The sequence below is a fragment of the Candidatus Methylomirabilota bacterium genome, from assembly GCA_003104975.1.
Classification (GTDB): domain Bacteria; phylum Methylomirabilota; class Methylomirabilia; order Methylomirabilales; family Methylomirabilaceae; genus Methylomirabilis.
The window spans coordinates 46,464-60,852 of the sequence record PQAM01000017.1 but is presented as its reverse complement, the minus strand read 5'-3'; the positions used below and the strand labels follow the sequence as shown (position 1 = coordinate 60,852).

Sequence of the window (14,389 nt, the reverse complement as noted above, 5' to 3'; positions counted from 1 at the left end):
GCGCTCAACTCATTGCGGTACCGGTTCTCGTTGAGCCGAGCGATCTTGCGTATTGCAGGTCCCGTGCCATAGAACAGGGGCTGAGGCTGAAGACCGAAGGTTGTAAGTTAGGGGACTAGGCCGAAGGCTGAAGACTGTTAGGTCCAGCCCCTTCAGTCTTCAGCCCATCTACCTTCAGCCTGTTCACCTTCGGTCTTCAGTGTTCAGCCTACACCCGTCAGCCTATTGCCCTGCCGTGTCGCGGCAAAATTTTCCGGTTACGCCGCCGCCAATTCGAGCGCCTTGTGCGAAATCAGGCGAAGAGACAGTATGTGATCCGCCGCGCCAAGGGCGATAGCCTCCTTCGGCATACCGAAGACCACGCAACTCGCCTCGTCCTGGGCAATGGTACGCGCCCCAGCCTGCTTCATCCGCAGCAGACCCTTGGCCCCGTCGGCCCCCATCCCGGTCATGATCACACCTACGGCGTTCCGGCCGGCGCATTCGGCGGCCGAGTCGAACAAGACATCCACTGACGGACGATGTCGATTGACCGGCGGCCCGGAGTAGACGCGCACGAAGTATTGGGCGCCGTTGCGTCGCAGCGCCATGTGAAAGTTGCCGGGGGCAATGAATGCGTGACCCGGGAGGACGCGGTCGCCATCCGCCGCCTCCTTCACCCGAATCGTACAGAGTTGATCGCATCGTTCCGCAAACGATCTGGTGAACTTCTCCGGCATGTGTTGAACAATGACCACGCCCGGGGCATCGGCCGGCAGCGTGGTCAGGAAATCCTTCAGCGCTTCGGGTCCCCCAGTGGACGCCCCCACGACGATGATTCGATTCGTCGTCCTGATCATCGCCCCATGCCCAGGCGATCGGACTCCCGAGGCGGGACTCACTGTGGTCGGCTCTCGCCTTTCGCGACGAACGACCCGGGCTGACGAGGCCGTCCGGACCCTGGCGATGATCTCTTCAGCAATCTCATCCATCCGCTCCCTCAGATCCACATTGGGCTTCGTGATGAAATCGACGGCGCCAAGTTCGAGGGCGCGCAGCGTCGTCTCACACCCCACCTCGGTGAGGGATGACACCATCACGACCGGGCATGGGACGGCCCCGCATCAGTGTCCCTAAAAAGGTCAGGCCGTCCATCCGCGGCATCTCGACATCCAACGTCAGGACATCCGGATTCAGCGTCTTGATCTTATCGCGGGCAAAAAACGGATCGGGCGCCACCCCGACCACCTCGATCTGAGGATCGCGCTGAAGCAGGACGGTCAGCATCTTGCGCATTAATGCCGAATCATCCACAATCAGCACACGAATCTTATTGGCCATCCTACGCCTCCGCTGGTGGCGTGAGGCGTGAAGCGTAAGGCGTCAGGCGATCTATCCCCTCCGCGCCTTACGCCTCCCGCCTCACGTCTTGTCCCTCACGCCTACCGCCTGACGCCTGACGTTTCTCGTCTAATCATCAAACAGTGTAACCTCCCCGTATCGCGCCATCTCCCGCTGTGCTGCCGCCTCATGCTCCCGCTCCACCACGGTCGTGACGCTGCCCAGACTGGAGAGACGCTTCAGTTTGACCCTCCCGGACGTCGTATCGAAGAGGACGTAGCGGGCTGTGCGACCTCCCAGGTCATGGGCCAGCAGCGGGATCTCCTCCGTACGCAAGAACTCCCGGATAAATCGGATGTTCTGCTGAGGAACCCCGTTCGGGGACTCCGCGGTCTGCAGGACATGGCCGCCGCCGAACACCTTGGCCTGTAGTCGGGCTCGTTGTCCTCCCAGTTTCTGAATCTCCCCGATGAGCAGTTCCATGGCGTGGAGTCCGAACCGGGCCGGATTATCGTCGCCGTTCCCGTTCGGCGAGGCGGGCAGCATGAAGTGATTCATGCCGCCGATGCCGGACTCAGGATCCCGAAGACAGGCCGCGATACAGGATCCCAGCAGGGTCTTGATCACCGTCGGTTCTCGAGCGGCGAATACGCCTCCGATGTGAATGTTGACGTGGGGCCTGCGGCTCATGCCGTTGTCTCCGCTGCCGTTGGCGTCGTCGGCTTTCGTTCCTCGCGCTTCCGGTAGATAGTGTTACGGAGGGGGAGAAACTGATCACCCATCCCGTAGAGCGATTCGGAATGTCCGAGGAACAGGTGACCGTCATCCGTGAGGTACGCGGCAAACCGCTCCATCAGACGGTGCTGCGTCGGCTTGTCGAAGTAGATGATCACATTTCTGCAGAAGATGCAGTCGAAGTGCGTTCGAATCGGCCACGGCTCCTCCTGCAGATTGATCCGTCGGAACGTGACTGGATTCCGTGCCTCCGGGGCCACCTGCACAAGGCCCTCGTGGGCCCCCTTTCCTCGCCGGAAATACCGTTCGAGAGTCGGCTTGGGGATCTCAGCGACACGGTCCGCCGTATACACACCCTGCGCCGCTCTAACCAGGACCTCCGTATCGATATCCGAGGCCAGGATGCGCACGTCCCAGCCCAGAAGGTTGTCCATGGCCTGTCGGAGTGTAATGGCGATGGTGTACGGCTCTTCGCCGGTACTGCACCCGGCGCTCCATATCCGAATCCGTCGCTCTCCGGTTCGAGCGGCCCGCGTCTTCCAGGCCGGTACCAACTCCTGCGCCAGAAAATCGAAATGCGGTTGTTCGCGATAGAAGTCGGTCTTGTTCGTCGTGATGGCATTGACAAAGTGTTCCAGCTCGGCCTGTCCCGTCTCGGCGCACAGATAGTCGTAATACCGTTGAAAGGACGTGAGCCTAAGCGTACGCAGCCGTTTCCCCAACCTGGAACAGACCAGGTTCCGCTTGTGTTCGGTCAGGGCGATCCCGGTATGGGCCTTCACCAGATCCTGAAAGAGTCGAAACTCCTGATCGGAGATTGTGACCTCCGGGAACACTCGAGATACCGGACTCGCCCTGCGACACATATTTACCGATCCTCTCGTCTCACTAGAACTCCTCAAAGGTCCCGTACGCCGCATCGGTCCCGGTCGCAGCCGCGACGGTCTGGGGTTTCTCGCTCTTGCTCCGCGTCTTGCTCTTCAGGGGCACGACCTTGCCCGTTGGGTCCGGGCCGACCGCTGACGGCCGACCGCTGACGGCGCCCTCGGCCAGCTTGAACTTGGCCACCAGGGCTGAGAGTTCCTCGGCCTGCGCCGACAGCGACTGCGCGGTCGAGCTGATCTGCTCGGTCTGGGCGGCGTTGCTCTGGGTGACGCTGTCCATCTGAGTAACCGCGTTGTTGACCTGTTCGATCCCCTGGGCCTGCTCCTGCGAGGCGGCTGAAATCTCGGCGATGAGATCCGCCACCTTCTTGACGGCCGCCACGATCTCGGTGAGGGTCTCGCCGGACTGATGGACCAGCCGGGCCCCATCTTCCACCTTGGTCATCGAATCGGTAATGAGGGCCTTGATCTCCTTGGAGGCAGCGGCCGAGCGTTGGGCCAAGGCTCGGACCTCGGAGGCCACAACGGCAAAGCCGCGACCTTGTTCGCCGGCGCGGGCGGCTTCAACGGCGGCATTCAGCGCGAGCAGGTTGGTCTGAAACGCGATCTCGTCGATGGTGGTGATGATGGCGGCGATCTGCCTGGAGGACTGGGTGATCGCCTCCATCGAGGCGACGGCCGCCCGGACCACCGCGCCCCCTTGCTCAGCCCCGTCGCGGGCGCTGACGGCCATCCGGTTGGCCTGCCGGGCGTTATCGGCGTTCTGCTTGACGGTGGAGGTCATCTGCTCGAGGGAGGCAGCCGTCTCCTCCAGGGAGGAGGCCTGCTCCTGGGCGCCACTACTGAGCTGCTGACTCCCTGCTGCGAGTTGGTGTGAGGCAGACGCGACCTGCCCTGACACCTCCTTTACCCTGGATATGACGTCGTGGAGCTTGTCCACGAAGGTGTCGAACCAGCGAGCCATCTCCCCAATCTCATCCTGGCTCGTGATCTCCAGCCGTTTGGTCAAGTCGCCTTCGCCTTCGGCAATGTCCTTCAGAACCGCGACTGCTTGGCTCAATGGCCGGGTAATCGAACGGACCGTGAACCACGCCAGGCAGAGGCCCACCACAATCGAGATCGTCAGCAAGACCAGAGAGAGCTGTGTTGATCGTGCCGCACCGGAGAGCACCACTTCACCTGCCTGCTTCGCTTGTACCTGCTGCTCGGAGACAACCGCCTGAATTAAGCGGGACGCCTCCTCCGCACTCTGCCGGCTCTTCGCCACCATTGAGTTCCCCAGCACCCGATTGTCATCAAGATAGGCCTTCAAAGCCTCCTGCATCGCCGTCCAAATGTCGTCCGAATACTTCTGAATCTCCGCGACCCGCTTGGGGTCAGCCGCCTGAAGAGCCTTCAGATGCGTGTCCATCAACCGGCGAGCCTGTATCGCCTTAGCCTCGGACTCATTGAGCTGACTGACGGCCAAATCTGTGAGCCAATATCGGAACTCGCTGAAAGTCTTGGCCACGGCATTCCCGGTCTCCAACTGTTCCAAGACGGCGCCCTGGGCGCGCATGGCCTCACCGCCGCGCACGAGCGTTACCCGCACATACCAGAGCGAGCCGCCAAGAAGCACCAACAGGAATATATTGGTAAGAATGATCTTGGCTCGAATCGTCAAGCAAAATCGCCATATACTCGTCGCCATGGCCTATCTCCTATCACTTCGACGCGGACTCGCGGCGGCTTCGGCGCCTTATCCCCGGTCGGCAGGGCGCGCGAAAGCCGGCGCCAGTCGTAAAATTATTTGATGTAGATCGCCACGCTGATCGCTCCGCCGAGTTCATCCAGCTTGCCGCCCTCTTTCTTGCCACCGCCGTGGGGGTCCTCTGCCCCTTTCGGCTCACCATGACACTCGAGACAGGAGGCGACGTAGTACTCCGGGATGATCAGCCGGAACGCGGGCTTCCCCTTGTGTTCCTTCATCTCAGTGTACGCCTTCCCTTTAGCCCACCCGTTGGATTTGAACTGGCTCTCAATTGCCAGATCCTCCCAGGCGTCTGGGGCATTGGCCCTATTGCGCACGTAGTCCTTTGGCGCGGTCAGTTTAATGTCCGCGACGCCGTCGGCCTTCTTCCTGAAGGCGTCTCCGACCTGCTTGGCAAACACCGCGGGCAGGAATCCCTTGTACTCGACCCCTTTTTTGTTGATGAGGGGCTGGGCCTTGTCCATTACTTCCTTCATGGACTCCAGCATGGCTTGCGTCAGCTTGCCCTCCACCGTGCTACGATCAACCTTGTCCAGTTCCCTGTTGGTAGCCTTCTTATAGTTCTCCTTGGCGAGGGCCACCACCTTCTCCCCAGTCAGCCCCTTGTCACCCTTTGTCTCGTCGTTGATGAGCGCCTGGTTGTTCGAGATGACCGCTCGACCGGATCGAAGCAGCGTGGCCAAATGTACTGCCATCCGTTCCTGCTCCGCCGTTTGCGCAAGAGCGCCCGCCACCTCACACTGCCCCAAGCTGAGCGCAACCGTCCAACTCACGAGGCCGGTCACCATCACCGTAAGAATCCGCTTGCCTTGCGCGTGCCACTTCATCTCTTCCTCCTTTTCATGCCGGGCGAGCCCGCTGGGCTCGCCCTAATTATGTAGCGCGGCCTCGACCGTTGCCCCGATGGCCCGTGCCGCCTCGCCCGTCGTCAGGACCTTCTCGATATCTACGAGGATCACCAGCTTCTCTCCTGCTTTGGCCAACCCGTTGATGCAGGTTGTGTCCACCTGGCCATGGAGGTCCGGGGCAGGCTGGATGTCGGTCCCGGCCACGTCCAGGACGTCGGAGACGGCATCGACGATAAACCCCGTGATCTTGCCCTGAACCTGGACCACCACAATGACCGTAAACTTGGTCAACTCCACCTCCGGCAGACCGAACTTCTTCCGGAGGTCGATGATGGGGACGATGGTTCCCCGGAGGTTCAGCACCCCTTTGAGGAAGGTCGGGGCATTCGGGAGGGGGGTGATGGCCGCAAACCCCTTGATCTCCTGGATCTTCAGGATCTCGACCCCATACTCCTCCTGGCCCAGGGCGAAAGTGAGAAACTGCTGCGTGTCATTGGCATAGCCGGTCTTGATCGCTACGTCCGTCATATCCGTGCCTCCTTTCATAGCTGTCAGCCATCAGCGGTCAGCCTTCAGCCTATTCGCCTGTCGTTCTAAAACTCCTCGAACGTTCCGTGCGCCGCATCGGTCCCGGTGGCGGCTGCTACCGCCGGGTACCCACGGCCCGCCGTGGGTGCGGTCTCGGGCTTGCCTTTGCCCCTCGCCTTTAACGGCACCACTTTCTGGCTCACCGAGACCTGTCTGACCGCTGCCGGCTGATCGCTGCCGGCTGTCGTCGTCAGCCGGAACTGGCCCACCTGAGCCGAAAGCTCCTCCGCCTGCGCCGCCAAGGCCTGGGCGGTCGAGCTGAGCTCCTCGGTCTGGGCCGCATTCTGTTGGGTAACGGAATCCATCTGGGTGACGGCCTTGTTGACCTGCTCGATCCCCTGGGATTGCTCCTGGGAGGCGGCGCTGATCTCGGCGATGAGATCTGCCACCTTCTTGACCCCAGTCACGATCTCGGTGAGGGTCTCGCCGGACTGGTGGACCAGCATGGCCCCGCCTTCGACCTTGGCCACGGAGTCGGTGATGAGGGCCTTGATCTCCTTAGAGGCGGCGGCAGAGCGCTGGGCGAGGGCCCGAACCTCACTGGCGACCACGGCGAACCCTCGCCCCTGTTCCCCGGCGCGGGCGGCCTCCACGGCGGCGTTCAGGGCCAGGAGGTTGGTCTGAAACGCGATCTCGTCGATGGTCGTGATGATTTCAGCGATCTTCTTGGAGGAGGCGGTGATCGCCTCCATCGAGGCCACGGCCTCCTTGACGACGGCGCCGCCCTTCTCGGCCCCGCCCCTGGCCGAGACCGCCATCTGATTGGCCTGCCGAGCATTATCTGCGTTCTGCTTCACGGTGGAGGTAATCTGCTCCAGCGAGGCGGCGGTCTCCTCCAGGGAGGAGGCCTGCTCCTGGGCGCCACTACTGAGCTGCTCGCTGCCGGCCGCCAGTTGTTGGGCCGCGCCGGACACCAAGGACACCGCCGTCGATACTTGATGGAACAATGGATTCAAGGTGTCCAGCGAACCGTTAAGCGCCGCAGCGATCTGGCCCAGTTCATCGCCCGAGCGCGCCTCGACGCGCTTGGAGAGGTCGCCCTCGGCCATTCCCCGGATTACGGGAAGTATGCCGGCCACGGGGCGCTGCACGGAGGCGCGAACGATCCACGCTAGACCTAGCCACAGCCCGCCCAGCACAACCGCCAGACCACCAATGGCGCCCCAGGCACTCTTGGCAGCGCCGGCGAAGGCTGCCGTTAACGGAACCTGCACCATCAGGCCCCCCATGACGTCGCCCATCTTGAAATCTTTCCTGGGGCTGTCAGGGTGGCCGTTATGGCACTCCGCGCACGCTTGAGCCGACACCACATCCGGGACAAAGAAGTGCAGCGATGGCACGCCATCCACCCATCGAATCTCCACCGGCTGGGTCTTCGGATCCTTGACGAGCTGCTCAAGAGACTTCCGCTCGAACTCATTTCGAGGCCCTTTGGCCTTGTTGATCGGCCAGAGGCTTAACAGGTCTACTTTGTAGAGCCCCTTCTCGTTCACCCGAGCGGTAACCTCGTTGACAAAGGTGGCCGGGAGCGGGATCCATCCCTTTTCGTCTCGATTCTGCGCGTCGCCTGGCTTCACCTCAAGGCCATCCTTCCGCAGTTTGGCCACAACCTGACTGTTGTAGTAAGCGCGATCCTCGGCGACCTGCAGTGCGATGGCCTGCGCCGTCTGCCTGGCCTGAGACTCAACGGCCTGCATAGCCTGGGAATAGATATAGAACGCTCCGCCTACGCAGAGCAGCACCACCACGGCTCCAAAGGGGACCAGAATCTTTGCACTGATGTTCCAGTTCGCGAGCTTCATGACTGTCTCCTTCTCCGAGCAGTTCCCTGCTCCTCAGGCCGCAAGGCGGAGCACGTGTGATCCGGACGCCAGCCGAATCAATCCCGGGATGTCCAGGATCATCGCTACCCGACCGTCACCCAAAATCGTCGCCCCGGACACGCCAGGAACCTTCCGGTAATTGGTTTCCAGACTCTTGATCACCACCTGTTGTTGCCCCAGAAGTTCGTCTACCAGGAGTGCGATCCTCCGGCCTTCCTGCTCAACGATGACGAGCAGGCCCTGGGCGGGATCATAGATCTTTGGGGTCACATCAAGACGCTCGTAGAGGCGAACAATCGGCAGGGCCTGACCGCGAACGTTGACCACCTCGCCGCGACCGACCACGGTCCCCAGATCCGCCGGCTTGGGCCGAATCGATTCGGTGATCGAGAGGAGCGGGATGATATAGACCTCATCGCCGACCTGGATCGACAGGCCGTCCATGATCGCCAGGGTCAGCGGCAACTTGATCGTGAACCGGGTCCCGCGGCCCGCCTCGGTCGCAATGACGATCGAACCTCCCAATCCTTCGATGTTCCGAATGACGACATCCATCCCGACCCCGCGGCCGGATACGTCGGTCACCCGTTCCGCAGTCGAGAAACCGGGCTGGAAAATCAGGCGATAGACCTGGTCGTCGGTGAGCGACTCATCCCCACTGATGAGGCCCTGCTCAGTTGCCTTCCTGAGGATCCTGGACCTGTCGAGACCCCGGCCGTCATCGGCCACCTCAATAAAAATGCTGCCGCCCTGATGGTAGGCGTCGAGCTGAATCCGCCCCTCTGCAGGCTTGCCCAGAGCCAGCCGCCGATCCGGAGGTTCAATGCCGTGGTCCACCGCATTGCGAATCAGATGGGTCATCGGATCACTGATCCGCTCGATCACGGTCTTATCCAGCTCGGTCTCCTCGCCATGGATCTGCAGCACGATCGTTTTCCCGCACTCCTTCGCCAGGTCGCGTACCACACGAGGAAATCGCCTGAATACCGTTCCAATCGGGAGCATCCGTACGGCCATCACCCGCTCCTGCAACTCCCGCAGATTTCGATCCATCTGGCCGACCACCCCCTCCAGCAGCCCGGCCCGCGCCGGGCCGAGCGCCGCCACATTCTGGTTAATGATCGATTGGGTGATGACCAGCTCACCAACCAGATTGATCAGCTTATCCACCTTTTCGGTGCTGACGCGTATCGTCGAGGAATCCTGCTTATGTTGCAGTTCTACCTGCTGCTCGAGGGCTCTCGCGACATGCGGCGGACTTGTCGCCCGGTCCTCAATCAGGATCTCGCCGACCTTCTTCTGCTTGCGAAGGGCCTCATCCAGTTGGATCGGCGTGATCGCCTGCGCCTCAAGCAGTAACTCACCGATCTTGGGGACCTCTTCGTGTGGGCGGATGTCTGAGGTCGGACCCGATTCGGCGACTGACCGGCTTACAGCGGGGCCGTCCACTCCGCGCTCCAGGAATTCATGCAGTGCCTGCTTCAGCTCGTCGCCATCGGTCTCGTCACCCTGCCCCCCCCGTGCCGCGGCGAAGAGGCGCTTGATGACGTCGGCGGATCGAAGCAGGAGATCGGCGGCGGGACGGGTCAGTGGCATCTCGTGCTTTCGGAGACGGCCGAGCAGATCCTCCACGCTGTGCGCTACGGCCCCAATCCGTTCAAATCCCAGCATCCCGCTGTTGCCCTTGATGGTATGAATGGCGCGGAAACTCTTATTCAGGAGTTCCTGATCGTTGGGGTTGGTCTCCAGTTGTAAGAGGCACTCCTCGAAATCTGCCAGCAATTCGGCCGACTCCTCAAAGAACCCTTGCAACAGATCATCGTCTTCCACGTCGCGCCTCCTTCGTCCCGGCCTAGCCCGCCTGCAGCGGGAGAACCTTGGCGATGACCTGCCGAAGCTGTTGAGGATTAAACGGCTTGACGATCCATCCGGTCGCACCGGCTGCCCTGCCCGCCTGCTTCATCGCGGCATCGCACTCAGTCGTCAGGATCAGGACCGGGGTCGACCCGTTGACCGGGCGTCGGCGGATCTCCTTGACAAGGGTGATCCCGTCCATGACCGGCATATTCACGTCGGTAATGATCGCATCAACCGCGTGCCGATCCAGCATGGTGAGGGCATCCCGCCCATTGCTCGCCTCGATGACGTCGAGACCGCCGTCCGTCAAGGCGGTACGGATAAACCCCCGCATCGAGTTCGAATCATCGACGATTAATATCCGCTTCGCCATCCCTACCTCCTGCCATTATTCGGTCGGAAAGAACATCCACATCGCACACAAGGGTTACCACTGACGGCTTGCGCTCGGTTTACGACACCTCCGTCTTGTTGCGTTATCGGCAGCCGTGGCCCCGCACTTGAGTCGCTTCGCGCTCATCGGAACCGAGATCCTGCAGCACATTACAAACCGGTCATCGGAAGCAAGAGACCTGCCGATAGGACAAGAGGGGCTATATCGATAGGAGGACAGATGATGAAGACGATGCTGCAGCAGCCTGAGCGCGCAATCGCCGCAGACCCGAGTCAGATCGCATTGTGTACGCACGCCGAGACTCTAATTGGCCGTTCGCGACCGGACGACGACTCTCGGTTACAAACGACCGATCTCGGCCAGGCTCATTGGACAGCGGTGGGCAAACTGACGCCGGGGCTTATCCACGAAATCAACAACGCCCTGTGCGTCGTCGGCAACTATCTTCAACTCCTGATGTTGGAACGGGAACGTCGTGGCTGGGATATTCTCAAGCCGCTCACGGCAATGAGCAGCTCGCTCGAGCGCGCCCAGACCGTCACTCGTCGTATTGCGGCCTATGCGAGAGAAAAGGCGCACCCTCCCTCTGTCATTCGGGTGAACGACCTGATGGAAGCAGTGCTGACCCTCGCCAGCGTGCAGAGGCGGTTTCAGGAGATCGAGATCTGCAGGGTGTTCGACGCTAATTTACCGGAGATCACAGGCGAATCCAGATCGCTCACGGATGCCTTTGTCGAACTGCTGACCATCGACGGCCAGACAAGCGTGCAAGGGAACATCATCACAATCTCGACACGCTCGATACCGGGCTGGGTGATGGTCACCCTGAGCGTACCGGACCACGCGTGGCCCTGTTCGGAGGTGAGCGTGGATCTTGCCCGCTGGATTATCGAGCAACAGGGAGGCCGAGTGGTACGGAACGGGGGCTCGGACCGGGCGGGGGATATTTGGGTCTGGCTTCGGGCATCGGCCGGCACTACAGCGTCGCAGGCGGCCTAGAGGACGAACGGTCCGAGGTTCGTTCAGCAGCGAGCCTCAAAGCGCCGCCCGCCCTGCGCCCGCACCCACGCCTGACTCAACCCCTGCAACAGCGCCTGAAGCGTGTAGGGCTTGGCCACCACGGCGTCTATTCCGCTCCCGGCGAGCTGGGCGGGCTCCAACTGGTCCCCCCACCCGGTGACGAGAATGACCGGAAGGTCCGGGCAGTACGCCCGTGACGCCCGAGCCACCTCCCAGCCCGACATTCCCGCCATCCCGAGATCGGTGATGAGGAGATCAAAGCGCTCGGCACGCAGACGCGCAAGGCCCATCTCGCCGCTTGTCGCCACAATGGCCTCGTGATCGAGGAGTCTCAGAAGGTCGGCCAGGGTTTCACCGAGCAGCGGTTCATCATCGATGACAAGCAAACGCAGCCGATGCGGTAATCGTGGGACCGGAGCATCGACGGGCAACTCCGAATGGCCTGCTTGCGCTACCGGCAGCCGAACGATCACGCTGGTCCCCCACCCCTCCGCACTCGTAATATGGATCTCGCCCCCATGGCGTCGTACGACCCCTTGAACCATACTGAGCCCGAGGCCGGTTCCATGGGCCCCTTTCGTAGTAAAGAACGGTTCAAAAAGACGCGCCTTGACGTCTGGAGTCATCCCGATGCCGGTGTCGGTGACGGCCAGCTCTACCCACTCGCGCTCATTCGGCAATCCCGGGGCCAGTGACCGGGTCCATGGTCCGTGAGCAGGCGCACCGCTCATCTCGGACACCGGCACATGTCTCGTCGCGATCGTGACCATGCCGCCCTGCGACATGGCATCCAGGGCGTTGAAGAAAATATTGGTGAGCGCTTCCCGCAGTTCCGCCGCATTCCCCAGAACCGGAGGCGCGTCGCCCAACTTCTGCGCGACCGTGATTCGAAGCCCTTGTGCTTCGGCCTGATCTTTCCACCGGGGCCGGGTGGTCTCGAGGACCTGTTCAACAACCTTGTTGAGCGGGACCGGCGTGAACGGCTCTTCACCTCGAGGTCGGGTGGCTTCCCGGATCTTCCGGACGATATCGGAGCCGTCAAGCGCCGACCGCTCCACCAGGCGCAGGTTCCGACGGAGTTCATCGGACGTGACGACCCCCTGCGCAAGGCGCGTCTGCAAGAGCAACACCTGTCCGAGGATGCCGGTCAGGATGTTGTTGAAGTCGTGGGCGACCCCGGAAGCCATCTGTCCCATCGCTCGAAGCCGTTCCGTTTCAATGAGGGTGGCCTGGGCGCTTCTTAACGCTGTGGTTGCCGTCTTCGCCGCTTCGTAAAGACGGGCGTTCTCAATGGCAATGGCCAACTGCTCACTCAAGGGTACCAGGAGGTCCAACTCGCGCTCCCCATAGCGATATGGATCAACGCTCGCCATACAGAGGATACCGATCGCCTGCCCCTTGCTGATCAGCGGGAGGCGCACGCAGGAACGGATACCTGCCTGCAAGAGGGCCTCGTCTTCTCTGAACTGCTGCGCCTCGGCGAGATCCGATTCGAGATAGGGTTGGGACTGCGTAAGCATCCACTGGATATCGGTCCTTTCCGCTCGTGACGCGATACGCACCCGGTGGATCGGCCGATCGACCGCGAGTTGTAGTACTCGAAGGCTCGCATCGGCTCCATCCGGCACGACGACCTCCATCTGGTCGTATGGGATGAGCCGCTTGACCTCTCTCGCGAAACTCTGATAGATGCTCTCGAGATCAAGCGAAGAGCTGACGACCCTACTCAGTCGGTTGAGGGCATGCAGCCGATCCGCGCGCTCCTCCAGACGGATACTTAACTCCCGGACGACGGTCTCCGCCTGCTTACGATCGGTGACGTCCTGCTTAATCGCAATAAAACGGATGATTTCTCCGCGCTCGTCCCGTACCGGAGCGATGGTCTGCTCCTCAGTATAGAGGGTTCCGTCTTTACGCTTATTGATGATCTCCCCCTGCCAGACCTGCCCCGCAAGGATCGTCTCCCACAACTGCCGATAGACCGCCTCATCGTGCCGACCAGACTTGAGCAGGCGAAGATTCCGGCCGACAACCTCTTCAGCGGTGTAGCCGGTGAGCCGCGAAAAGGCGGGGTTCGCCCAGATGACTTTGCCCAACAGATCGCAGATCACAATGCCGTTCGCGGCGGCCTGCAGGGCGGCGGCCTGAATCAGTAGACTGCTTTGCGCCTGCTGGACCTGTACTATGTTGTCCTGAACACTGTCCAGCACCCGGTTCAGGGCGGCCCCCATCTGGGCAAGTCGATCCTCGCCGGTAGTACAGACCCGTAGCGTCAGGTCGCCCCTGATCCCCTTGGCCAAAACCGCCATGACCTGCCCCACGCTGTCCTCAAGGCGCGCCAGCATCTGATCGATCGCCTTTCCCATCTGACCCAGATCATCCTCAGTCGGTAGGCCGACGCGCGCGGAAAAATTTCCAACCGCCGCTTGCTCAGTAACCGTAATCACCCGATTGAGCGCCCGGCCGATGAGGGTGGCGATGACGTACCCAAGGATGAGGCCAACAATCACGCCCCCCGCAATAAAGCTGAGCATGAGGATCCGAGAGTGGCTGTAGGTCGCCTGGGCCTCCTCGTAGCGGTCCCTAGCGGCCTGAGCCTTCAGATCGATGAGGACATTGACCGCTGCAACCGAGGCTTGATACCGCTCTCTGTCCTTATTCAACGCAAATTGGTAGGCCTCGTACTTCCTGCCCTGGGTACTCATTGGCAGAAAATCGTTTACGAAGTCCGTCTGGTAGGCAGCGACCGCCGCCTTGAACGCGCCAAGCGCTTCGCGCTCCTGCCGTGTGAGCCGCATCTGCTCAACCTGTCCGATCCGCGCCTCAATCAACCGATAACCGTCCCGAATCTGGACGGCCAATTGGTTCATCTTGGCGGGATCGTGTTCGATGGCGTGTTGGAGAATCCATCCGCGGATCTGATGGGTCAGCCCGCGAGCTTCGGCAATAGCCTTGATGCCAAGCAGGTCCTGCTCATATACCTGCTGTACACCGGCATTGACGCTTCCCATGTTACGGATACCGAGAACACCGACACCGGCCATGATGGCGCCGATCGAGGCAAACCCGATCGTCAACTTGGTCGCCGTCTTAAGATTTTTAAACCACTGCATCGCTATTGTGTCGGATCGCAGCAGAGCAGAAGGCGGACGGGGCGGGTACGCGAAACA

Annotated in this window: 10 protein-coding genes and 1 pseudogene; 1 reads left to right on the top strand and 10 read right to left on the bottom strand. The window is 61.3% G+C overall.

Annotation, left to right across the window (positions count from 1 at the left end; translation table 11 throughout):
- Positions 1–257: 257 nt before the first annotated feature.
- The 9 genes and pseudogenes from C3F12_12680 to C3F12_12640 form a co-directional block, all read right to left on the bottom strand.
- Positions 258–1,320, bottom strand: a pseudogene (locus C3F12_12680) (chemotaxis response regulator protein-glutamate methylesterase).
- A 129-nt stretch (positions 1,321–1,449) separates the two neighbouring features.
- On the bottom strand, positions 1,450–2,010 hold the full coding sequence (locus tag C3F12_12675; GenBank protein PWB43512.1) for a chemotaxis protein CheD: 561 nt from the start codon (positions 2,008–2,010) through the stop codon (positions 1,450–1,452).
- Entirely contained in the window at positions 2,007–2,921 is a 915-nt protein-coding gene (locus C3F12_12670; GenBank protein ID PWB43511.1) for a chemotaxis protein CheR, read from the bottom strand. The genes C3F12_12675 and C3F12_12670 overlap by 4 nt, the downstream gene beginning before the upstream one ends.
- Before the next feature lie 22 nt (positions 2,922–2,943).
- The gene (locus C3F12_12665) at positions 2,944–4,629 is read right to left on the bottom strand and encodes a histidine kinase (protein ID PWB43510.1); all 1,686 of its coding nucleotides are present in this window, start codon (positions 4,627–4,629) and stop codon (positions 2,944–2,946) included.
- A gap of 95 nt (positions 4,630–4,724) precedes the next feature.
- Positions 4,725–5,516, bottom strand: coding sequence for a hypothetical protein (locus tag C3F12_12660; GenBank protein PWB43509.1), 792 nt, complete (start codon positions 5,514–5,516; stop codon positions 4,725–4,727).
- Positions 5,517–5,558: 42 nt separating this feature from the next.
- Entirely contained in the window at positions 5,559–6,065 is a 507-nt protein-coding gene (locus tag C3F12_12655; protein ID PWB43508.1) for a chemotaxis protein CheW, read from the bottom strand.
- A gap of 65 nt (positions 6,066–6,130) precedes the next feature.
- A complete protein-coding gene (locus tag C3F12_12650) occupies positions 6,131–7,927 on the bottom strand; it encodes a hypothetical protein (GenBank protein PWB43507.1) in 1,797 nt (598 codons plus the stop codon).
- 33 nt (positions 7,928–7,960) lie between these two features.
- Positions 7,961–9,886, bottom strand: coding sequence for a chemotaxis protein CheA (locus C3F12_12645; protein ID PWB43506.1), 1,926 nt, complete (start codon positions 9,884–9,886; stop codon positions 7,961–7,963).
- On the bottom strand, positions 9,801–10,178 hold the full coding sequence (locus C3F12_12640; GenBank protein PWB43505.1) for a two-component system response regulator: 378 nt from the start codon (positions 10,176–10,178) through the stop codon (positions 9,801–9,803). Before C3F12_12640 ends, C3F12_12645 begins: the two co-directional genes overlap by 86 nt.
- A gap of 240 nt (positions 10,179–10,418) precedes the next feature.
- Between C3F12_12640 and C3F12_12635 the strand changes: the two genes are divergently transcribed.
- The gene (locus tag C3F12_12635) at positions 10,419–11,198 is read left to right on the top strand and encodes a hypothetical protein (GenBank protein PWB43504.1); all 780 of its coding nucleotides are present in this window, start codon (positions 10,419–10,421) and stop codon (positions 11,196–11,198) included.
- Positions 11,199–11,221: 23 nt separating this feature from the next.
- Here C3F12_12635 and C3F12_12630 read toward each other — a convergent pair whose 3' ends face one another.
- Complete coding sequence (locus C3F12_12630; protein ID PWB43503.1) at positions 11,222–14,332, bottom strand: hypothetical protein; 3,111 nt, start codon at positions 14,330–14,332, stop codon at positions 11,222–11,224.
- Between the last annotated feature and the right edge of the window lie 57 nt (positions 14,333–14,389).

Coding starts and splice junctions, on each gene's coding strand:
- C3F12_12635 (PWB43504.1), top strand. CDS start 10,419: ATGATGAAGACGATGCTGCAGCAGCCTGAGCGCGCAATCGCCGCAGAC.
- C3F12_12665 (PWB43510.1), bottom strand. CDS start 4,629: ATGGCGACGAGTATATGGCGATTTTGCTTGACGATTCGAGCCAAGATC.
- C3F12_12650 (PWB43507.1), bottom strand. CDS start 7,927: ATGAAGCTCGCGAACTGGAACATCAGTGCAAAGATTCTGGTCCCCTTT.
- C3F12_12630 (PWB43503.1), bottom strand. CDS start 14,332: ATGCAGTGGTTTAAAAATCTTAAGACGGCGACCAAGTTGACGATCGGG.
- C3F12_12660 (PWB43509.1), bottom strand. CDS start 5,516: ATGAAGTGGCACGCGCAAGGCAAGCGGATTCTTACGGTGATGGTGACC.
- C3F12_12670 (PWB43511.1), bottom strand. CDS start 2,921: ATGTGTCGCAGGGCGAGTCCGGTATCTCGAGTGTTCCCGGAGGTCACA.
- C3F12_12640 (PWB43505.1), bottom strand. CDS start 10,178: ATGGCGAAGCGGATATTAATCGTCGATGATTCGAACTCGATGCGGGGG.
- C3F12_12675 (PWB43512.1), bottom strand. CDS start 2,010: ATGAGCCGCAGGCCCCACGTCAACATTCACATCGGAGGCGTATTCGCC.
- C3F12_12655 (PWB43508.1), bottom strand. CDS start 6,065: ATGACGGACGTAGCGATCAAGACCGGCTATGCCAATGACACGCAGCAG.